Origin of the sequence: Pseudoleptotrichia goodfellowii (assembly GCF_007990505.1) — a bacterium.
In the GTDB taxonomy this organism is placed as follows: Bacteria; Fusobacteriota; Fusobacteriia; order Fusobacteriales; family Leptotrichiaceae; genus Pseudoleptotrichia; species Pseudoleptotrichia goodfellowii.
This window is the reverse complement of sequence record NZ_AP019822.1, coordinates 1,442,381-1,462,240: the sequence shown is the minus strand read 5'-3', so window position 1 is coordinate 1,462,240 and position 19,860 is coordinate 1,442,381. Positions and strand designations below refer to the sequence as shown.

The 19,860-nt window shown below is 32.0% G+C and carries 19 protein-coding genes and 3 tRNA genes; 21 read left to right on the top strand and 1 reads right to left on the bottom strand.

Annotated elements, in window-relative coordinates; genetic code table 11:
* Positions 1-16: 16 nt before the first annotated feature.
* The 16 genes from FVE72_RS07205 (at position 17) to FVE72_RS11225 (ending at position 17,425) form a co-directional block, all read left to right on the top strand.
* Entirely contained in the window at positions 17-1,315 is a 1,299-nt protein-coding gene (locus FVE72_RS07205) for a hypothetical protein (protein WP_026737811.1), read from the top strand.
* 1 nt (position 1,316) lies between these two features.
* A complete protein-coding gene (locus tag FVE72_RS07200; protein WP_026737810.1) occupies positions 1,317-2,318 on the top strand; it encodes an MlaA family lipoprotein in 1,002 nt (333 codons plus the stop codon).
* Positions 2,319-2,337: 19 nt separating this feature from the next.
* Positions 2,338-3,045, top strand: coding sequence for a class I SAM-dependent methyltransferase (locus FVE72_RS07195; RefSeq protein WP_026737809.1), 708 nt, complete (start codon positions 2,338-2,340; stop codon positions 3,043-3,045).
* Between the two features lie 12 nt (positions 3,046-3,057).
* Entirely contained in the window at positions 3,058-3,363 is a 306-nt protein-coding gene (locus FVE72_RS07190; protein WP_006806759.1) for a DUF4298 domain-containing protein, read from the top strand.
* Positions 3,364-3,381: 18 nt separating this feature from the next.
* Complete coding sequence (locus tag FVE72_RS07185) at positions 3,382-4,491, top strand: low temperature requirement protein A (protein ID WP_026737808.1); 1,110 nt, start codon at positions 3,382-3,384, stop codon at positions 4,489-4,491.
* 123 nt (positions 4,492-4,614) lie between these two features.
* The gene (gene uvrA, locus FVE72_RS07180; RefSeq protein ID WP_026737807.1) at positions 4,615-7,437 is read left to right on the top strand and encodes an excinuclease ABC subunit UvrA; all 2,823 of its coding nucleotides are present in this window, start codon (positions 4,615-4,617) and stop codon (positions 7,435-7,437) included.
* A 345-nt stretch (positions 7,438-7,782) separates the two neighbouring features.
* Positions 7,783-8,325 (top strand): DUF1439 domain-containing protein, encoded by a 543-nt coding sequence (locus FVE72_RS07175; protein ID WP_026737806.1) that lies wholly within the window; start codon positions 7,783-7,785, stop codon positions 8,323-8,325.
* Positions 8,326-8,510: 185 nt separating this feature from the next.
* Entirely contained in the window at positions 8,511-9,560 is a 1,050-nt protein-coding gene (gene adhP, locus FVE72_RS07170) for an alcohol dehydrogenase AdhP (protein WP_026737805.1), read from the top strand.
* Positions 9,561-9,684: 124 nt separating this feature from the next.
* On the top strand, positions 9,685-10,794 hold the full coding sequence (locus tag FVE72_RS07165; RefSeq protein ID WP_146966528.1) for a mannose-1-phosphate guanylyltransferase: 1,110 nt from the start codon (positions 9,685-9,687) through the stop codon (positions 10,792-10,794).
* 36 nt (positions 10,795-10,830) lie between these two features.
* Positions 10,831-11,808 carry a KpsF/GutQ family sugar-phosphate isomerase gene (locus FVE72_RS07160; RefSeq protein WP_026737803.1) on the top strand — a complete coding sequence of 326 codons (978 nt, stop codon included), beginning with the start codon at positions 10,831-10,833 and terminating at the stop codon, positions 11,806-11,808.
* 27 nt (positions 11,809-11,835) lie between these two features.
* Complete coding sequence (locus FVE72_RS07155; RefSeq protein WP_146966526.1) at positions 11,836-13,293, top strand: lipopolysaccharide biosynthesis protein; 1,458 nt, start codon at positions 11,836-11,838, stop codon at positions 13,291-13,293.
* Positions 13,294-13,335: 42 nt separating this feature from the next.
* On the top strand, positions 13,336-14,229 hold the full coding sequence (locus FVE72_RS07150) for a glycosyltransferase family 2 protein (protein ID WP_006806755.1): 894 nt from the start codon (positions 13,336-13,338) through the stop codon (positions 14,227-14,229).
* A gap of 26 nt (positions 14,230-14,255) precedes the next feature.
* Positions 14,256-15,692, top strand: a complete 1,437-nt coding sequence (locus FVE72_RS07145; protein WP_146966523.1) for an O-antigen polysaccharide polymerase Wzy family protein — start codon at positions 14,256-14,258, stop codon at positions 15,690-15,692.
* Positions 15,640-16,395 carry a glycosyltransferase gene (locus FVE72_RS07140; RefSeq protein ID WP_146966521.1) on the top strand — a complete coding sequence of 252 codons (756 nt, stop codon included), beginning with the start codon at positions 15,640-15,642 and terminating at the stop codon, positions 16,393-16,395. Before FVE72_RS07145 ends, FVE72_RS07140 begins: the two co-directional genes overlap by 53 nt.
* Positions 16,396-16,418: 23 nt before the next feature.
* Complete coding sequence (locus FVE72_RS07135; RefSeq protein WP_026737801.1) at positions 16,419-17,192, top strand: endonuclease/exonuclease/phosphatase family protein; 774 nt, start codon at positions 16,419-16,421, stop codon at positions 17,190-17,192.
* Between the two features lie 80 nt (positions 17,193-17,272).
* Positions 17,273-17,425, top strand: coding sequence for a hypothetical protein (locus FVE72_RS11225; protein WP_154669373.1), 153 nt, complete (start codon positions 17,273-17,275; stop codon positions 17,423-17,425).
* 68 nt (positions 17,426-17,493) lie between these two features.
* Here the strand turns inward: FVE72_RS11225 and FVE72_RS07130 are convergent, their stop codons facing one another.
* A complete protein-coding gene (locus FVE72_RS07130; protein WP_051411765.1) occupies positions 17,494-18,381 on the bottom strand; it encodes a tRNA 2-thiocytidine biosynthesis TtcA family protein in 888 nt (295 codons plus the stop codon).
* A gap of 128 nt (positions 18,382-18,509) precedes the next feature.
* Here FVE72_RS07130 and FVE72_RS11220 point away from each other — a divergent pair, with 128 nt between their 5' ends.
* The 5 genes from FVE72_RS11220 to FVE72_RS07110 all read left to right on the top strand — a co-directional run bounded on the left by FVE72_RS11220 (position 18,510) and on the right by FVE72_RS07110 (position 19,851).
* On the top strand, positions 18,510-18,650 hold the full coding sequence (locus FVE72_RS11220; RefSeq protein WP_154669372.1) for a hypothetical protein: 141 nt from the start codon (positions 18,510-18,512) through the stop codon (positions 18,648-18,650).
* The gene (locus FVE72_RS07125; RefSeq protein WP_081724195.1) at positions 18,641-19,378 is read left to right on the top strand and encodes a tRNA1(Val) (adenine(37)-N6)-methyltransferase; all 738 of its coding nucleotides are present in this window, start codon (positions 18,641-18,643) and stop codon (positions 19,376-19,378) included. Before FVE72_RS11220 ends, FVE72_RS07125 begins: the two co-directional genes overlap by 10 nt.
* A gap of 186 nt (positions 19,379-19,564) precedes the next feature.
* Positions 19,565-19,650: transfer RNA gene (locus tag FVE72_RS07120), tRNA-Ser, on the top strand.
* A 17-nt stretch (positions 19,651-19,667) separates the two neighbouring features.
* Positions 19,668-19,761 (top strand) — tRNA-Ser (locus FVE72_RS07115).
* Between the two features lie 13 nt (positions 19,762-19,774).
* Positions 19,775-19,851, top strand: a tRNA-Arg gene (locus tag FVE72_RS07110).
* The last annotated feature ends 9 nt before the right edge of the window (positions 19,852-19,860 follow it).

Sequence of the window (19,860 nt, the reverse complement as noted above, 5' to 3'; positions counted from 1 at the left end):
AACGAAAGGAGAAAATATGTTAAGAAAAGTATTATTAATTATGGCTTTTGCCTTATTGACGATTATAGGGAAAGGTGAAGTAACAGATATTTCAAAAATAGCCGAAGATTATCCTTACAAGGAAAATGCTATATTATCGACGGTTTTGGGGACGCCGAGCGATCAATGGTATAAATTTAAAAAGGCTAAAGGACCTACTGTGAAAAGATTTAAAGCTAATAAGGCTATTCCTGCAATATTAAGACAATGGAGCGATTATGAATATGGTGTATGGAAACAGAAAAAAGAGGCTCCTTTGATGATACTTATTTCAGGAACGGGATCATTGTATAACAGCGGATTGTCAATGTTTCTTGCCAATGTTTTTTATGAAAGAGGATATAATGTAATAGCTTTCAGCTCTACAAGTACAATGCCTTATATAGTAAGTCAGAGTAAAAACAATTATGCGGGATATGTAAAAGATGAAGTGCCTCATTTATATGAATTAATGGCAAAAGCAATTTCCACAGAGAAAAGTTTCGGAATGAAAATAGGAAAAATTTATGTGGGAGGATACAGTTTAGGAGGATTTCAGTCTCTACTGATTCATGAACTGGACAGTAAAAGTAAAAAAATAGGAATAGACAAATCTTTGTTGCTTAATACTCCGGTGAGTATTCTTACAGCGACAAAACAGCTTGATAAATATTTAATAAAAAACGGTATTTACAATGCTGCAGGATTGGAAAAATTTTTGGACAGAATATTTTCAAGAATAATTAATGACAAAACTTTGGAACTGAGCGACATAGATTTTACAAGTCTGAATACAACTTTAGGGAAATTACAGCTTACAGACAGTGATTTTGAAGCGTTGACAGGACTTCTATTCAGATTTTATTCGGCTAATATGACCTTTGCGGGAGAAGTATTCAGTGGAAGAAATGCTATAGGAAGACTGTCTAATAAGAAATCTTATCAAAGATTTGATTCTGTAACTAAAGAGTTTCACGAAGGGCTGTCGGTATCATTTGACGAATATTCTAAAGAAATACTTTATCCTTATCTTAAAAAGTATAAATACCCTGACTTGACGATGGAGCAGTTTATAAAAGATTTCAGCTTGGATAACAGCCGTGAATTTATAGAAAGAAACAGTGATAAAATAGTATTTATAACTTCAGAAAACGATATATTAATTAACGAAGATGAACTGGCATATATAAATAAATACTTTACAAACAGAGTAATTATACCTTTCGGAGGACATACAGGAGTGTTGTGGCACAGAGATGTAGCTAAATTAATGGTAGATAAAATGGAGGAAAATTAATATGAAAAATAAAAAGAATAAGTTATTGACAGTGGCGGCATTATTAATTTTGGCGACAAGTGCCGAAGCTGCAAAATCTGAAGTTTTAAAGCCTTACACAGAAGAAAATAATACTTTGACTCAAATGGTTGAAGAAGAAGTAAATGACGATACTTTTGTTCAGTTTGTAGACGGAGAAGTTATAGAAGAACCGGGAAAAAGCGTAGATAAAGTTGAAAAAAATAATTTAAGTACAAATAAAAAATTCAAAAATAAAGAATATGCTGTAAATTATTTTTTGTCGGATAAAGATGAGTACGGAATAATAGCAAGTAATATAGATGTTTTGGATGAACAGTATATTATTTCCGACAAAGTGTTCGATTTAATGAATATTGATGATTCATGGGAGCCTTTTAATAGAAGAATGTATGCTTTCAATACTCAATTTGATAAAAAAGTGGCTTATCCTGTATCGAAAGTGTACAGTGCAGTTGTTCCTCAGCCTATAAGAAAAGGAATAGCAAATTTTTATAATAACTTTAAAGAAATACCTACTGCAATAAATTCGTTGTTGCAGTTAAACCCGAAAAAAGCGGTTAATGCATTGGGAAGATTTGCAATAAACTCAACTGTAGGTATATTGGGAACAAATGATGTGGCTACAAAAATCGGATTGAAAAAGAATATCGAAACAATGGGAGATACACTGGGTCACTACGGAGTGCCGACAGGATCGTATCTTGTGCTGCCTGTATTGGGACCGAGCACTATAAGAGATGCCATCGGGAGTCTGCCTGACGCAGCAATGGAGGGAGTTGTAAGAAGAGTGGCTGAAAAGGAACTGTTTTTCGACACGAAAATCTTTGATAAAAATATTTACGGATTTACAAGACCTGTAGTAACAGGACTTAATGCAAGATCTCTAGTAGATTTCAGATACGGTGATTTGAACTCCCCTTTTGAATATGATTTGGTAAAAGCTATATATTATAATTATAGAAAATTGCAGGTTATTAAGTAGATTTATAAAGGTGATGGAAATGTCAAGGCAAAATATATATGATAATGATATATTTTTTCAGGGATATAAGAAAATAAGGGAAAAAGAAAATAATATGAACGATACTGTAGAAAAACCTATGTTATTTTCATTGCTTCCCGATTTGAAAAATAAAAAAGTTCTGGATTTAGGTTGCGGATACGGAGAAAACTGTGTAAAATTTATTAAAATGGGAGCAGAAAAAGTTGTCGGAATTGATATTTCGGAAAAAATGCTTGATATTGCACAAAAAGAAAATTCTGATGAAAAAGTTGTATATTTGAATTTGGCAATGGAAGATATATCCCAAATTAATGAAAAATTTGATATTATTGTAAGTTCATTGGCATTTCATTATGTTGAAAATTATGAAAAATTAGTTAGTGATATTTACAATTTGATGAATAATGGCGGTTATCTTGTTTTTACACAGGAACATCCGTTAGTGACTTGCCATAGTACAGGTGAACGTTGGACAAAAGATGAAGAGGATAATAAAATGTATGCAAATATATCAAATTACACAATTTCAGGAAAAAGGGAAAGTGTATGGTTTATAGATAATGTTACAATATACCATAGAAATTTTTCGGATTTGATTAATGTTTTGATTGAAACAGGATTTAAAATGGAAAAAATCGTTGAATCTATTGGAGTTGATAATGTTCATAGACCTGATTTTATAGCTTTTAAAGCACTGAAAGATTAAGGAGAAAATTTAATGGATAAAATAAAAAATATAGAAAATATGGAAAAAATTCTGAATAATACAGAGAATATATTCAAGGAATTTCAAGCAGTATTGGATAAACTTGAAAAAAATCAAAAGGATTATAAAAAATTAATTACATATTACGGCAGCGAAGAATGGTTTTCCGATGTAGAAGATTCTAATAATAATCTTTTACCGAAAGACTTGAAATGCGGAGTTTTAAGTGAAGATGCCGTTTATAATATGATTAGTGATAATCATGAGTTGGCTGTGAAAATGTTGGAGATAGCGACTGAAATGATAAAAAGGGATTAGATATAAAAAGGAGAATAAATGTCGAAAATATTACCGAAAAAAGTTTCAATGGCGGAACTGTTTTATGATTTGATATATGTATTGGAAGTGCAGAAAGTAACAGGAGTAATTCATCATTTACATCATGGACAGATTTCGATCGATACTTATTTGAAATTTGCTTTTGCTTGCCTGGTAATACTGCTATTATGGTTTAATCAGACAATTTACATTAATAAATACGGAACAAACTCTTATTACGATATTATAGGTATGTTTCTCCATATGTTCGGAGCAGTGTACATTTCAAACAATATTTCTTTAGACTGGAAAGAAGTATTTGTTCCCTTTAATGTGACGGCTATTTTAATGTCTTTAGTTATAATAGCGGAATATTATTTAAAGAGTAGAGAATATGAAAAAATACCTTATGAAATAAAAAGCCAGATCTTAATTTTATCACTGGAAATAGCGGCATTATTATTAGCTTTTGTTACAGGACCTAAATATAGAATGATATTGGCAGCTACAGCTTATTTAGCAGCGATGTTTTTTCCGATGTATGTTATGCCGAGAAATGATGAAGAAGTAACGCTTAATTTTCCTCATCTTGTAGAAAGAGTAAGCCTTATTACGATTATTATTTTCGGAGAAATGGTAGTGGGATTGGCGGGAGTATTTGCTCTGGGAAAACCGTCAGATATATTGCCTTTAGTTTCATTTGTCGCAGCAGTTCTGTTATTCGGAACTTATGTGCTGCAAATAGAAAAAATGATTGAACATCATCAGAAAAAAAGAGGATTTGTACTTGTATATTCTCATATAGGAATTTTTATGGGGTTAAGCACAATTACAACATCGTTCGGATTTGCACTGAATCCTGAAGTTGACTGGAAATTTCTTATAATTTTCAGATTATTCGGATTACTGGTATATTTTGTATCAATGTTCAGTATATCCGTTTATAACAAAGAAAATTATAGATTAAAAATAAAAGATGTTGTTGCTTATTTAATATTCTTCATCATAGGAAGTCTAATAACAGGATTCTCAAATAAAGAAAATATATTTTTGTTTAACTTCGGTATGTTTGTTATGACATTTATGATATTCGGATATATGTTCAATGTTGTGAGAAAGAGGAGATAAATATGTGTCGGATATATGGTAATAGCAACAAACCGAATGAAAAAAACGAAAAAATTGAAAGAAAAATTATTGAAAGAGTTAAATAAAGCAGTATAATTATTAAATAAAGTAAAGGAAAATAAAATGAATGATAAAATTAAAATAACAGGGGCAAGGGAACATAATCTGAAAAATGTGGATATAGAAATTCCGAAAAATGAATTTGTAGTAATAACAGGAGTTTCAGGAAGCGGAAAGTCTTCTCTTGCTTTTGATACGATATATTCCGAAGGGCAGAGAAGGTACGTAGAGAGTTTATCTGCTTATGCCAGACAGTTTATCGGACAAATGCAGAAGCCTGAACTCGACAGCATAGAAGGGCTTTCTCCTGCAATTTCTATCGAGCAGAAAAGTGTTTCTAAAAATCCGAGATCGACAGTCGGAACAATGACTGAAATATATGATTATATGAGACTTTTATGGGCACATATAGGAGAGGCTCACTGTCCTATATGCGGACAGAAAGTAGAAAAGCAGTCGCTACAGGAAATAGTCGATAATGTAATCACCACTACTCAGGAAAAAGATAAATTGATAGTATTGGCCCCTGTGATAATTGACAAAAAAGGAACACATAAAAATCTCTTTTTGAATTTGCAGAAAAGAGGATTTCAAAGGGTAAGAGTAAACGGAGATATACTTGATTTGAATGATACTATAGATTTGGATAAAAATAAAAGACATCATATAGAAGTCGTAGTGGATAGACTTGTTATAAAAAAAGACGATAAAGATTTTTTAAGCAGATTGACTGAAGCTGTGGAAACGGCCGGAGGGCTTTCAGACGGAAAAATTATTACGAATATAAACGGAAAAGACAGTAAATACAGTGAAAATTTTGCATGTTCGGATCATCCGGAAGTAGTATTTCCCGATGTAGTTCCGAGACTGTTTTCTTTCAATGCCCCTTACGGAGCGTGTGAAGCATGTAACGGATTGGGATCGACATTGGAAGTTGATGAAAATAAGCTGATAGTTGATGAAAATCTTTCTTTGAGAGAAGGAGGGATATTGTTTCCCGGTTCGACAAATCAGAAAGGCTGGAATTGGGAGCTTTTTGAGGCAATGGCAAAAGCTCATAAAATTGACTTGGATAAAAAAGTTTCCGAACTGACAGAAGAAGAAAGAAAAATCATATTTTACGGAAGTGATAAACAGTTTAAGTTTTCATGGTCAGGGGACAGCTTCAGTTATAACGGGAAAAAAGAGTTTGACGGTATTGTCAGAAACATTGAAAGACGTTACAGAGAAACGGCATCAGAGTCTACAAAAGAAGAAATCGAAGCAAAATATATGACTGAAAAAACATGTAAAACATGTCACGGAAAGAGACTGAAAGATGTAGTTCTTGCAATTACTGTAAACGGTAAAAACATAATCGATTTAACTGAAGTGAGTGTGACGGAAGCACTTAAATTTTATGAAAATATAGAACTTACTGAAAAGCAGAAGCAGATAGCCAATGAAATCCTGAAAGAAATAAAGGAAAGATTGTCTTTTATGATAAATGTAGGATTGGATTATCTGACTTTGGCGAGAATGACGAAAACACTTTCAGGAGGGGAGTCCCAAAGGATAAGGCTTGCAACACAGATAGGAAGTAGGCTGACAGGAGTTATTTATGTACTTGACGAGCCGAGTATAGGACTTCATCAGAGGGACAATGAAAAACTCCTTGCCGCTTTAAAGGACTTGAAAGATATAGGAAATACGCTTATTGTTGTAGAGCATGATGAAGATACGATGAGAGAAGCAGATTATCTTATAGACATGGGTCCCGGAGCCGGAATATACGGCGGAGAGGTCGTTGCCGAGGGGACACCGAAGCAAGTGCTGAAAAATAAGAAATCTTTGACGGCAAAATATCTGAATGGGGAAATAGGGATAGAAGTGCCCAAAAAGAGAAGAAAATTTACAAAAGAAATAATTTTGAAAAATGCCAAAGGGAATAACTTGAAAAATGTAACTGTGAATATCCCTCTTGAAGTATTTACAGTAGTAACGGGAGTATCGGGAAGCGGAAAGTCGACTCTCATTAATCAGACATTATTTCCGGAACTTCATAACAGACTGAACAAAGGTAAACTCTATCCTCTTGAAAACGGTGGAATAGAAGGTCTGGAACATTTGGAAAAGGTAATAGATATAGATCAGTCGCCGATAGGAAGAACACCGAGATCAAATACTGCGACTTACACTAAAATATTCGATGATATAAGGGATTTATTTGCACAGACGAAAGATGCCCAAGTGAGAGGATACAATAAAGGGCGATTTTCCTTCAATGTAAAAGGCGGAAGATGTGAAGCGTGCGGCGGAGCCGGAATTAATAAAATTGAGATGAATTTTTTGCCTGACGTATATGTAGAATGTGAGGTCTGCAAAGGAAAAAGATATAATAGGGAAACTCTTGAAGTACATTATAAAGGAAAAAGTATATCTGATATCCTTGATATGTCTGTAGAAGAAGCTTATGAGTTTTTTAAAGCTGTTCCGAGTTTGGAAAGAAAACTTCAGACACTTATAGATGTGGGAATGAATTATATTAAACTGGGACAGCCTGCGACAACTCTTTCAGGAGGGGAAGCTCAAAGGATAAAACTTGCGACTGAACTCTCTAAAATATCAAGAGGAGACACAATTTATATTCTTGATGAGCCTACAACAGGATTGCATTTTGAAGATATAAGAAAACTTCTTATCGTACTTGACAGACTTGTAGAAAAGGGAAATACAGTGCTCGTAATTGAGCATAATCTTGATGTAATCAAATTTGCCGATTATATAATAGATGTAGGGCCTGAAGGTGGGCATAGAGGCGGACAGATTATAGCAAAGGGAACTCCTGAACAAATAGTAAAATCAAAGAAATCTCATACAGGGAAATTTTTGAAAAAATATTTGTAATCTACTTTTTTAGAAAAAAAGCAAAAAACTTCTTCTTCCTTTTTAAAAAAGGAAGCGAAAAAACATCAACAAAATTTTTACCTACTTTTTTAGAAAAAAGTAGCAAAAAATTACTCAACTCAAATTTTACATACTCAAAAATGCCCGTTCGCTATGAAAACAAAAAGGATGTTTTCATAACGCTCACTAGCACATTTTTAGCGTTGTAAAATTTGAATGTTGAGATAATGTTAAGCCAATAATGAGTCAAATAAAAAAATAAACAAAGAAAAGAAATATAAAATATGAGCACCTTAAATTGAGGGTATAGAATTTTTGAAAGATTTGATTTATTCAGGAGGGAAAATGAAAAAGAATGTAATAATAAAAAGAATACTCATTATAATGGCAGTTCTTTTCGGAATAATATCGTGTGATTTTCTTGAAAACAAAACGATACATGTTCCGAAGAAAACAATACAGGAAAAAACTGATAAAAAATTTCCTGTAACAAAAAACTTTTTGGTATCAAAAGTAACATTGAAAAATCCTAAAGTGGATTTTAAAGATGAGAAGATTCTCATAGAAACTGATTATGATATATCTTTACTGGATGACAGAAGCAAAGGGAAAATGTATTTGAGTAGCGGAATACGCTATGATAAAGATAAGGAAGAACTGTATCTGGTAGATTTGTCGGTGGATAAGATTACCGATGAAAACGGAAAAGTGAGAGCAAACTCCAAAGCTGAAAATACACTGATTTCTCTAATAACAAATTATGTAGAAATGTCGCCTGTATACAAATACGGCGAAGAAAGAGAAAAGAAAGAAAAAGAAGGAAAGAAAAAGCAAATCAAAATAAAAAATATGTATATAAAAAACGGTAAATTTTATGTACAGACATAATAATTAATTATAAAATAATCCTGCTGTTGGAATTTGGTCAATAGGCAGGATTTTTTAGTGAAAACACTTGTATTTTCAATGTTATTTGTACGTAAAAGAAAAAAATAACTTGACCTTTTCAAAAAATAGGAGTAAAATGATTGTGTGAAAAGATATTCAAATAATAATTTATAGGAGGAATAAATATGAAAGCTGTAGTTGTAAATGAAAAAGGAACAGGAGAAGTTCAAATCGTTGAAAAAGAAGTACCGAAAGTAGGACCGGGAGAAGCATTGGTAGAAGTGGAATATTGTGGAGTATGCCATACTGATTTGCACGTAGCAAACGGTGATTTCGGAAAAGTTCCGGGAAGAATTTTAGGGCATGAAGGTATAGGGATAGTAAAAGAAGTGGCTCCTGATGTAAAAACATTGAAAGTAGGAGACAGAGTAAGTATCGCTTGGTTTTTTGAAGGATGCGGAGTTTGTGAATACTGTACTACAGGAAGAGAAACTCTTTGCAGAAACGTAAAAAATGCAGGATATTCAGTTGACGGAGGAATGGCTGAATACTGTCTTGTAACTGCCGATTACGCAGTGAAAGTGCCTGAAGGATTGGATCCTGCTCAGGCGAGCAGCATTACATGTGCAGGTGTTACTTGTTATAAAGCTATTAAAGTATCCAAAATCGAGCCTGGACAATGGATCGCAATATACGGATGCGGAGGATTGGGAAATTTGGCTATTCAATATGCAAAACACGTATTCAATGCTCACGTAATAGCAGTAGATATTAATCAGGATAAATTGGAATTGGCAAAAGAAGTAGGGGCAGATTATATAATTAACGGTAAAAATGTAGCAGATCCTGCTGCAGAAATCAAAAAAATAACAAATGGAGGAGCACATGCGGCAGTTGTAACGGCAGTATCTAAAGTAGCATTCAATCAGGCTATTGATTCTGTACGTGCTGCCGGGAAAGTAGTTGCAGTAGGACTTCCTTCTGAAACAATGGATTTACCTATTGTTAAAACTGTTCTTGACGGAATAGAAGTTATAGGATCACTTGTAGGAACGAGAAAAGACTTGGAAGAAGCATTCCAATTTGGTGCCGAAGGAAAAGTAGTTCCTGTAGTTCAAAAAAGAGCATTGACAGATGCGCCTGAAATATTCAAAGAAATGGAAGAAGGAAAAATTCAGGGACGTATGGTACTTGATATGAAAGGTTCAGGATGTGGATGCGGTCATAAACATTAATAATATTTAGAAATTTTTAAAAGAGCTGTGAAAATGGCTCTTTTTTTGTAGAATAATACTCCCAAAAATGCTATAATATTTTAAAAAGTATTGAAAATTATAAGAAAATAACAGGAGATTAATTATGGATAAAGTTGTACTGATAATGGCAGGAGGAAGCGGAACGAGATTTTGGCCCTTGTCGACAAACGAAAGACCGAAACAGTTTCTGGATTTGGTGTCGGATAAGACAATGATAAGGGAAACCGTTAACAGAGTGACTAAACTCATTCCTGCGGAAAAGATTTTCATTTCTACAAATATTGATTATTTGGATATTGTGAAAAAGGAATTGCCTGAAATACCCGAAAGAAATATAATTTTTGAGCCTATGGCGAGAGATACTGCGGCATGTATAGGTTATGCAGCATTGATAATAAAAAAATTATATGAAAACAGTATAATGGCAGTGTTGCCATCGGATCATCTTATAAAAAAAGAAAAAGAATTTTTGGAAAGTCTTGAGTTTGCTTTTGAAAAAGCCAAAAATGATGTGATTGTAACTTTGGGAATAAAGCCTTCTTACCCTGAAACAGGCTATGGATATATTGAGTACATTAAAAATAAAAACTTGGCAAAAGAACAGTCGAAAGAAAAATTTGAAATATATAAAGTGAAAAGTTTCAGAGAAAAACCTAACAAAGAAATAGCTGAAAAATATATTGAAAAAGGAAATTATCTCTGGAATAGCGGAATGTTCGTTTGGAAAACAGACTTTATCTTAAATGAAATAAGAAAATATATGGATTCACATAAACCTGTTACGGATAAGATAGAAGAAATGCTTAGTAATATTGATCTAAATGAATTTTACGGGAAAAAACTGAGTAGTTATGTAAGTGAAGAATTTGAAAAATTTGAGAAAATATCCATAGATTTCGGAGTGATGGAGCATACAAGAGCTGTACTTGTAATTCCGGTAGATATAGAATGGAATGATGTGGGAAGTTTTAAATCCCTCGAAGATGTTTTCCCTAAGGACAAGGATAATAATATTGTTAAGGCAGAAAAATACGAGGAAATAGAGTCAGAAGGAAACATCATTATAAATAAGGAAAATGATAAAATTATAGCAACCATAGGCTTGGAAGACATTGTAATCGTAAATACGAAAGATGCTCTGCTTGTGTGCCATAAGGAAAAAAGTCAGGAAATAAAAAAAATATTGACAAAAATAAAAAAATATAAAAAATAAAATTTATATCACGACTTTGAAAAGGAGGAAATAAAATTGGAATTTGATATTATAAAAGAGGTCCAAAAAACTTTTAATATTGAAATTTCCGAACTGGAAAGGGTGAAAAACAGAATAAATGAAAACTTTGAAAAACTTGTCTATATGATAAATGGATTGGAACATAGAAAAGTAGTCGTTACAGGCATAGGAAAATCGGGGATTATAGGAAAGAAAATAGCAGCTACACTTGCTTCTACAGGGACAAGTGCTATATTTATAAATGCAGCCGAAGCTCTTCACGGAGATTTAGGAATGATAAGTGAGGGAGATATAGTTATTGCTATTTCCAATAGCGGAAATTCCGATGAAATATTGAGTATAATGACACCGATAAAAAAAATCGGAGCTGAAATAGTCGCTTTTACAGGAAATGAAACTTCTCCTTTGGCAAAACATGCGAAAGTTGTTATAAATATAGGAGTCGAAAAAGAAGCAAGTAATTTGGGAACGGCTCCTATGAGCTCCACTACTGCAACTCTTGTAATGGGAGATGCTTTGGCATCGGTACTTATGAAGATGAGAAACTTTACTGAAAATGATTTTGCAAAATATCATCCGGGAGGCAGTTTGGGGAAAAGACTTCTTTTAACAGTGTCGGATTTAATGCATTCAGGGGAAGAACTTCCTGTATTGGCTGCTGATGAAAATATAGAAAATGTTCTTCTTGTTCTGACCAAGAAAAAAATGGGAGCAGTTTGTATTTCCGAAACGGGAAAAGAGAATGGCAAACTTATCGGAATTATTACCGAGGGAGATATAAGACGGGCATTAGTTCATAAAGAAGAATTTTTTTCTTATAAAGCTAAGGATATTATGATTTCTACACCTGTGTCTATAGGTAGAAATGCTATGGCAATGGAAGCTTTGAAACTTATGGAAAACAGAAAAAGCCAGATAAATGTGCTTCCTGTTGTGGAAAACAGAAATGTAGTCGGAATAATAAGAGTGCATGACTTGATAGGATTGAAATAAAAATGAAAGAAAAGGAACAATATTTGAATGGATAATAAAAATTTATTAAAAGGGACAATGGTTTATTCCCTTATGCAAATAGCCATTAAAATGGGGTCATTTATATTTTTGCCTATAATAACAAGATTATTGACACCTGCCGAATATGGAGTTGCAGGAACTTTGGGATCAATGATTACAATGTTTACAGTTGTTTTAGGCTTGGGAATGTATAATGCACAGATGAAAAAATATGTTGATTTGAAAGATGACGAAAATGAAATGGGAAGCTATATGTTTTCGACATTTCTCGTTTTATTTATCTTTAATTTGACAGTATTCGGTTTTTTGTTTACTCCTTTGTCGAAAAAATTATTTTCTTATATAATAAATTTGAATGAAATTTCATATCATCCTTTAATAACTACTGCAGTAGTTATTGCTTTTGTAAATGCTCTGAATACTTTGGGGGTAACTCTTTCACGAATGAAGAGAATGTATATGAAAGTCGCTGTGGGAAGCCTTATAAGTATGACGACTAACTATATTCTGGCGATATTTCTTATAGGTAATCTTCGCAAAGGAATAATCGGATTTCAGGGAGCAAATTTAGCATCATCGGTAGCTTTATTGCTGTATTATTTTAAAGATTATTTCGGAAAATTCAGATTCAAGGCAAAAAAGGAGTATGTAAAATTTTCTTTGAAAAACGGGATACCGTTAATATTTATAGAATTGACAGACCAGATAGTAAATCTGAGCGATAAACTGGTACTTCTTAAATTTATAGCTCCCGGAATAGTTGGAGGTTATAACCTTGCAGCAGACGGAGGAAGAGCTTTTTCAGTATTGAAAGGATCTTTTGTCGACAGTTGGACTCCTGAATTTTACGAAGCTATGAAAAAAGACAAAAATAATCCGAGAATAACAGGAAGTATTGAAAATTTTATTGCAATAATATCTTTTTTTTGCGTATTGTGTCAGCTGTTTGCTCCTGAAGGGATAAGTCTGATATTTTCCAAAGGATATTTAAAAGCCATAAATTACATGCCTCTTATTCTTGCGGGAATCGTAATACAGGCACTGTATTGTCTTGATTATTTTTTCCATTTTCACGAAAACAGTATTTATATATTTTATTTTTCGGTGTTTGCAATGGTATTCAACCTTGCAGGAAATCTTATATTTATACCTGTATTTCCTCAATACGGACCGTATATAGCTGCATGGACCACTATACTCGCTTTTTTAATAAGAGCAATACTTGAAATGGTTGTAATTAAAAAGAAATACGGAATATCTTTCAATTATAAAAAATTTCTGTTTTATATGATAATAGTTTTAAATCCTGTAATCCTGTATTTATCTAATGATAATATTTCATGGACAAAATTCGGATTGAAGATAGTGTATCTGGCAGTGGTTACAAAATTAATAGTAAACAAAGAAGTTTATGCTAAAATAGCGAATATTGTTATTAAATTAAAAAATAAGATTGTTAAATAAATTTGTTTGAAATCAGTTTTGGATAAATAAAAAGGAGCGAAAATGAAGTTCACAGTATTTACACCTACTTATAACAGAAAAGAATTGTTAAGGAAGTTGTATGAATCACTGAAAAATCAGACTTATAAAGATTTTGAATGGCTTATTGTAGATGACGGCTCTGACGACAATACTGAAAAAATCGTAAAAGAGTTTATAAGTGAAAATAAACTGGATATAAAATATTATTACAAGAAAAACGGCGGAAAACAGAGAGCCTATAATTTTGCTGTGGAAAAAGCACGAGGAGAGCTATTTATATGCCTTGATTCCGATGATGAATATATTTCCGACGGACTGGAAACTATATTTAAATATTGGAAAAAATATGAAAAAAATGATAAAATAATTGGTATGGGTTATTTGTCGATTTATCCTGATGGAAAAGTCATCGGAACTGAATTTCCCCAAAATGAAATGATTGAAAGTCAATTTGATATTTATAATAAATATGGGATAAAAGGTGATAAAGGTTTGATGTTCAGAACAGAAATTATAAAAAAATATCCTTTTCCTGTATTTGAGGGAGAAAAATTTACAACAGAAGCACTTGTTTATAATAGAATATCCGAAAAATATAAAATGCTGTATATAAATAAAAAAATAGAAATAAAACAGTATCATGATGACGGACTTACTGCCGAGTATAATAATTTATTGCTTAGAAATCCTAAAGGACAGGCACTTTATCATAATGAAAGAAACAGACATAAAATGTCCTTTAAACAGAAAATTTTAAATAATGCAGTTTATTATAAATTTTGCAAAATAGCGGGGTATCCTTTCAGGAAAATTTGGAATGAAAGTGAATCAAAGGGAATGCTGCTTTTAGGATTGCCGTTAGGAATGTATATGGTGAGTAAGGAGAAAAGTAAGTTAAAATCTGAATTAAGATAAAAAATAAAAAAGAAAGGAAAACGATTATGAGAAAAAACGGAATATTAATGACAGTTATACATATATTTATTATAGTATTCGTTTTCTTTTTGAAATCGGCTATTGTGTTTCCTAATGATGCCGGAGAAATGAAGTTCCTTGAATATCTGCTGATGGGAGTGTATATTTATACTTTTTTCACTGCAAAAATTTATTCGGACTGGCTTAATTCTTATATGATTTTTCTTTATACACTGTTTTTATTTAATTTTACAAGAGTATTTTTAGACATAGCAGACTATAAAGAGTTCGGCTGGGCTACAAAATTTGCAAATTATTACTTTTTTTATGATGTAAGAATTGAGATAATAAACGTATTTCTTTTGGTTCTGCTATTTACACATTTAGGATTTTTCATAGGAATAATAAACGAAACCGAAAGTGAAATGAAAAGTCTTGTAACTCTTAAAAACAGAAAGATTTATACCGATTTCGGAATGTTTTTATTTATAATCGCATTACCGGCGTTGGCTTACAAAATGTTTATTCAGTTGCGAATCATACTTCAGGCGGGATACGAAGCTTATTATACGGGTATATTGAAAGGTGTGGATTATCCTTTTTTTACAAAAGGATCGGGAACAATAATGACAATAGGATTTTTAATATTTTTAATATCTGTTCCTTCAAAAAAGAAATTTTTGACGGTATCTTCTTTGTATCTTATGGTAAAATTACTTGATTCATTTAAAGGGGCAAGGGCCATATTTTTAACTCAACTGTTATTTATAATGTGGTATTACGCAAAAGTTTACGGAATAAAAATAAAAATGAAAACAATGGGAAAACTTGTCGGATTTACTGTCATATTTTCACAATTACTTGTTTCTGTGAGGAGTAAAAAAGTATTTTCCCTTGATTTGATAAATACAGTTTATAATTTTCTGTTTTCTCAGGGAGTAAGCTATCTTGTATTGGGCTATACGATAGACTTTAAATCAAGAATAGTAGGACAGGGTCCTTATCCGTATATATTTCAGGGGATATTTGGTTTTAAACCGCAATCTTTGGAAACTCTGACTACGACAAATTCTCTTGCGGACAAACTGACTTATCTGCTCAATCCGACGGCTTATTTAAAAGGAGAGGGGATAGGCTCGAATTATATTGCGGAAATGTATGATCTGGGATACTTGTGGATTATAATTATATCGGTACTGTTAGGGATATTTATAGTAAAATACGAGAAATACGTAGTAAAAAACAGATTTTTATTGCTGACAAGTTATTATTTTATACCCAATTTATTTTACATTCCGAGAGGTTCTTTTTTCGGAGAAGCACTGATAAAAAATATGATAATGTTAATAAGTGTTTATGTTTTAATATTCGGATTTGATTATATGTACCGAAAAATAGAGGAGAAATACAATGATAGAAAAAAAAATTTATTATGTGTGGATAGGGAATGCAAAGAAACCTGATATTTTCTATAAATGTCTGAAATCATGGCAGGAAAATCTTCCGGATTTTCAAATAACGGAGATAAATGAAAAAAACTTTGATATGGAAACTCATCTGAAGAAAAACAAATTTTTCAGAGAATGTTACGAAAGAAAACTTTGGGCTTATGTTTCAGACTATATAAGAGTTCATTATATGTATGAACATTCAGGAATATATGTAGATACTGATATGGAAATTATAAAGGACATAACTCCGCTAATAACAAAAGAAAATATGAAGTTTTTTATAGGTTATGAAGACGAAAAACATATAAGTGTAGGAATATTCGGAACAGACAGACATAATGAAGTTTTAAAAGATTTGACAGAATTTTACGAAAAGGAAATATGGGAAAAGCCTTTATGGACAATTCCTAAAATATTTACTTATATATTTGAAAAAAAATACGGCTTAACAGATAAAAGAGAAAATACATTGAAGAAAGGAGAAATAACAATATATCCTAAAGAATATTTTTATCCTTACGGATTTAAGGAAAAGTATACTCCCCAATGTATAACTGAAAATACTTACGGTATACATTGGTGGAACGACAGCTGGACAAGTTTAAAAGCAAGACTGTTTCTGGAAACAAAACATCTGACGGGATTTTCAAAAATAGTAAAAAAAATGAGAATAGTCGCAAGATATTATATTAAAGAAAGAAGGATAGGATCTTAACGGATAATTATGAGGTAGAGATAATGATAAAAACAGGAAATATAATAAGGATATTGTTATTTACAGTTATAGCATTGACAGTAAACGCAAAAGAATTTAGAATGATGACTTACAATATATATGGAGGAAGACTTGCAAACGGGACTAAAATAGGGCAAAGTATAAAAAGATACAAACCTGATTTTATAGCACTGCAGGAAGTGGACAAATTTACAAAGAGAAGTAATATAAGGGATATTACAAAAGATATAGCTGACGAAATGGGTTATAATTTTTATTATTTTCAAAAATCGAGGGATTATGATTCGGGGGAATTCGGAATAGCTTTTGTATCAAAATATCCGATAGAAAAAATACTGACTTACGAACTCCCTTCTATAGGAATAGAGAAAAGACAGGTTATTGCTGCAAAAATCGAAAAGTCAGTATTCGGAAAGACAGTGTTATTTATAAATACACATTTGGATTACAAACAGGAAGCCAAAAATGATGAGCTTAATTCGCTTCTTATAATGTCCGAAATAGCTGAAGGAGATATAAAATTTTTGGGTGGGGATTTGAATATGCTTCCTACGACGGAATACTATAATCAGATTACTCAAAACTGGAAAGATACCTATTTAGGCGGAGATAGAGCAGGAGTAAGAAAAAATGAAGATCCGAGAATAGATTATATTTTGGGAGATTTTTCAACGAACTGGAAATTGAAAGAAAGTTTTTTCATAAATGACAATACACAGGAATGGACTAAATTAAGTGATCATTTGCCTTATATGACGATAGTGGATATAAAATAATATTTGAATTTTTAAGAAAAAAATATAATCTTTTAAAAGTAGGAAATAACAGACTGGCAGTAACAGGGAAAAGCAAGAGAATGTACGTAGTTGATGACTTTGATATTCAGAAAGATAAAATGATAGTCAAATATAAATATCAAAAAGGAAACATGTGGCTTTACAATGCCGATGTATTGCCTTCAGAGTATTATTTTGAAAAGGAAAAAGATACTGTAAATACAAAAAAATGAACCGAAAAAACTGCAAAAGAAAATATGTACCGAAAGTTTTAAAAATCTAAAGGTACATATTTTTTGTATTATTTCAAATAAGAAAATTTTCCTTCTGAAGTTTTCCATCCTAAAATTTTTTCCAAGTTTACGTTTTGTGCCGACTGGATAATCCGTTTTTTAATATCGGGATTATTTTTTACAAGGTCGGCAATAAGTTCTTTCGTTTCACGTCTTTTGCTGGAAGTTTTTCCCGCAGCAACGGTACATCCGCAGTTCATTGCAAGAATACCGTTATTTCTGATCCATTTTATAATTGACTTTTCTTCTACATAAAATAGCGGTCTTATCAGTTCAATATCAAAATTATCGGCTTTCAATTTGGGAAGCATTGTTTCAAATTTTCCCATATAAAATATGCTCATAAGAGTCGTTTCGATAACATCATCCAGATGGTGTCCCAAAGCAAGTTTATTGCAACCGTAAGAAGCAGCTTTGGTATAAAGACTTCCTCTTCGCATTTTGGCACACATATAACATGGATAGTCTTTTGCGATTTTCTCTGCAACTTCAAAAATATTATCGTTGTATATTTCGCAAGGAATTTCAAGATGTTCGAGATTCTTTCTCAAATTAGTCAGATTTACTTCATTGAATCCGGGATTCATTGATATAAAAACAAGTTCAAAGTTAGTTTTACTTGCTCTTTTAAGTTCCTGAAAAAGTTTGGATAATAACAGACTGTCTTTACCGCCTGAAATTGCAACTGCAATTCTGTCGCCGTCTTTTACCATTTCAAATTCTTTTAATCCTCGTATAAAAGGCGACCAAAGTTCCGAACGGTATTTTTTCTGAATACTCTTTTCAATTTCTGATAGAGACTTTAAAGAGACAGTAGGTAATATTGCCTCGCATGATGTATTTCCTATACTTGACGTTTTTGTGTCATCTATATTGTTGTTTGTTAAATTATTCATTGATTTTAATTCTCTCCTTTAATTTGTCAAAGTTATTATATAATTGTTTCGGATATATTTCAAGAGGCAGAAAAAATAAGTCGATAAATTTTTAAAAATAGTATATAATAATAAAAATGGGAGGTAATATGAACAAAATAATAATATTTGTAGTGGCTTTTCTGGTTTTAAGATTTTTTTTCAAATCTGCAAAACTATTGATTAAAGTTGCGATAATGGCAGCTTTAGTTATATTGTTTATAAAATTTAGGAATATTTTATGGATGTAATAAAAAAAATCGGAGAAAAAACAACCACAGTAATTAAAAGAATGAAAATTATTCAAAGAAATGATTTTCAGAATTTTACCTTGGATACTGTTTTACTTGCGGATTTTACAAAAATAAACAGAAAAACAAAAAAAATACTCGATATAGGAACAGGTTGCGGAATTATACCGATTCTTCTGGCTGAAAAATCCAAAGCCGAAATTGTAGGAATAGAGTTGCAAAAGGAAATGGCGGATATTGCCGAGAGAAACATAAAAAATAATAATTATGAAGATCGGATAAACATAATAAATGATGATATTAAAAATTATCAGAAAATATTTAAAAAAGATGAGTTTGATTGTATAGTTACAAATCCTCCTTATTTTGAATTTAAAGGAGATATAAATCAGATAAACAATTCTCCGAAAATGAGTTTGGCAAGACATAATATAGATTTGACTTTGGAACAGATTATAAAAATATCAGCATGGCTATTGAAAAATTCGGGACATTTTTCGATAGTCTTTAGAAGCGACAGGCTTGTAGAAATAATAAAATTATTGACTGAAAATAAATTAGAGCCGAAAAGAATGAGAAATTGTTATACCAAAAGAAATCAGGATGCAAAAATCTGCATGCTCGAAGCTGTAAAGGATGCCGATAAAGGTCTGAAAATAGAAATGCCGATATATGTGTATAAAGAAAATGGCGAAAAAACTGAATATATAAAAAAGTTATATGAATAAATTAAGAGAACAAAAACATTTATGAAATTAAGAAAACATAATAATATTTTGGAATACAATAGAAATTATATATTTTACAGCGGAATAAGCTGGTTTTTACTTACAAACTTTAAAAAAAATCAAAAAAAATAAAAATTGTTCTTGACAAAAAATAATTAAATATGATAAACTAAGCAAGTAATATGCGGGTGGATGTCCGAACGGCTAAGGGACCGGTCTTGAAAACCGGCAAGGCGAAAGCTCTCAGGGTTCGAATCCCTGTTCACCCGCCATTTGAATTTAATATTGTGGAGAAGTGGCAGAGAGGCCGAATGCGCTCCCCTGCTAAGGGAGTATCCGAGCTAAAACTTGGATCGAGGGTTCAAATCCCTCCTTCTCCGCCATTTTTTTATAAGTGCATCCATAGCTCAATTGGATAGAGCGTCTGACTACGGATCAGAAGGTTGTGGGTTCAACTCCTGCTGGGTGCGCCATTTTTTTGA

Excerpts from the sequence above, each read along its gene's own strand:
- FVE72_RS07205 (WP_026737811.1), top strand. The coding sequence starts at position 17 with ATGTTAAGAAAAGTATTATTAATTATGGCTTTTGCCTTATTGACGATT.
- FVE72_RS07200 (WP_026737810.1), top strand. The coding sequence starts at position 1,317 with ATGAAAAATAAAAAGAATAAGTTATTGACAGTGGCGGCATTATTAATT.
- FVE72_RS07195 (WP_026737809.1), top strand. The coding sequence starts at position 2,338 with ATGTCAAGGCAAAATATATATGATAATGATATATTTTTTCAGGGATAT.
- FVE72_RS07190 (WP_006806759.1), top strand. The coding sequence starts at position 3,058 with ATGGATAAAATAAAAAATATAGAAAATATGGAAAAAATTCTGAATAAT.
- FVE72_RS07185 (WP_026737808.1), top strand. The coding sequence starts at position 3,382 with ATGTCGAAAATATTACCGAAAAAAGTTTCAATGGCGGAACTGTTTTAT.
- uvrA (WP_026737807.1), top strand. The coding sequence starts at position 4,615 with ATGAATGATAAAATTAAAATAACAGGGGCAAGGGAACATAATCTGAAA.
- FVE72_RS07175 (WP_026737806.1), top strand. The coding sequence starts at position 7,783 with ATGAAAAAGAATGTAATAATAAAAAGAATACTCATTATAATGGCAGTT.
- adhP (WP_026737805.1), top strand. The coding sequence starts at position 8,511 with ATGAAAGCTGTAGTTGTAAATGAAAAAGGAACAGGAGAAGTTCAAATC.
- FVE72_RS07165 (WP_146966528.1), top strand. The coding sequence starts at position 9,685 with ATGGATAAAGTTGTACTGATAATGGCAGGAGGAAGCGGAACGAGATTT.
- FVE72_RS07155 (WP_146966526.1), top strand. The coding sequence starts at position 11,836 with ATGGATAATAAAAATTTATTAAAAGGGACAATGGTTTATTCCCTTATG.
- FVE72_RS07150 (WP_006806755.1), top strand. The coding sequence starts at position 13,336 with ATGAAGTTCACAGTATTTACACCTACTTATAACAGAAAAGAATTGTTA.
- FVE72_RS07145 (WP_146966523.1), top strand. The coding sequence starts at position 14,256 with ATGAGAAAAAACGGAATATTAATGACAGTTATACATATATTTATTATA.
- FVE72_RS07140 (WP_146966521.1), top strand. The coding sequence starts at position 15,640 with ATGATAGAAAAAAAAATTTATTATGTGTGGATAGGGAATGCAAAGAAA.
- FVE72_RS07135 (WP_026737801.1), top strand. The coding sequence starts at position 16,419 with ATGATAAAAACAGGAAATATAATAAGGATATTGTTATTTACAGTTATA.
- FVE72_RS11225 (WP_154669373.1), top strand. The coding sequence starts at position 17,273 with ATGTACGTAGTTGATGACTTTGATATTCAGAAAGATAAAATGATAGTC.
- FVE72_RS07130 (WP_051411765.1), bottom strand. The coding sequence starts at position 18,381 with ATGAATAATTTAACAAACAACAATATAGATGACACAAAAACGTCAAGT.
- FVE72_RS11220 (WP_154669372.1), top strand. The coding sequence starts at position 18,510 with ATGAACAAAATAATAATATTTGTAGTGGCTTTTCTGGTTTTAAGATTT.
- FVE72_RS07125 (WP_081724195.1), top strand. The coding sequence starts at position 18,641 with ATGGATGTAATAAAAAAAATCGGAGAAAAAACAACCACAGTAATTAAA.